Annotated in this window: 1 protein-coding gene; it reads left to right on the top strand. The window is 59.7% G+C overall.

Going from position 1 to position 991, the window contains the following annotated elements; genetic code table 11:
* Positions 1-991: oxalyl-CoA decarboxylase (gene oxc / locus AC1D0Z_RS22790; RefSeq protein ID WP_477660406.1), on the top strand; the 991-nt coding region annotated here is incomplete at both ends.

Consider the following 991-nt stretch of genomic DNA (forward strand, 5'->3'; position numbering starts at 1 on the left):
CATCAAGGTGGTCGATGCTGCGCCGCGCCAGATTCCCGCACCCGATGCCGTCAAACGTGCATTGGACCTGCTCAAGGGCGCCAAACGCCCATTGATCGTGCTGGGCAAGGGAGCCGCCTACGCGCAGTGCGACGCCGATATTCGCGCCTTGATCGAAAAAACCGGTATCCCCTATTTGCCAATGTCCATGGCCAAGGGCCTGCTGCCTGATACGCATCCGCAGTCGGCGTCAGCCACCCGCTCCCATGTGCTGGCGGAAGCCGACGTGKTGATGTTGGTAGGTGCACGCTTGAACTGGTTGCTGTCACACGGCAAAGGCAAAACATGGGGCGGCCCGAACGCCGACACCCGTCAGTTCATCCAGATCGACATCTCGCCCACCGAAATGGACAGCAACGTGCCGATCGCTGCACCGCTGGTCGGCGACATCGGCTCATGTGTCTCGGCATTGCTGGAAGGCTTGGGCTCAAAGTGGGCCAAACCGCCAGCCGACTGGACACAGGGCATCACCGAGCGCAAGGACAAGAACCTGGCCAAGATGGCGGCCACATTGGCACTGAACCCGCCGACGATGAACTTCCACAGCGCATTGAATGTCATCCGCAATGCGGTCAAGGAGCGTCCCGATGCCATCGTTGTCAACGAAGGCGCCAACACGCTGGATTTTGCACGCAGCATTATCGACATGTACGAGCCGCGCAAGCGCCTTGACGTGGGCACCTGGGGCATCATGGGCATTGGCATGGGTTTTGCCGTTGCGGCCGCGGTGACCACGGGTAAACCCGTAATCGCCATCGAAGGGGACAGCGCCTTCGGGTTCAGCGGCATGGAAGTCGAAACGATTTGCCGCTATAACCTGCCTGTTTGCGTGATCGTCTTCAACAACAACGGCATCTACAAAGGTACCGACGTGAATCCGCTGGGCGGCGACGTGGCGCCTACCGTATTCGTCAAGAATGCGCGTTACGAAATGATGATGCAGGCTTTCGGC

The organism is Polaromonas sp. P1_E3 (assembly GCF_056405935.1).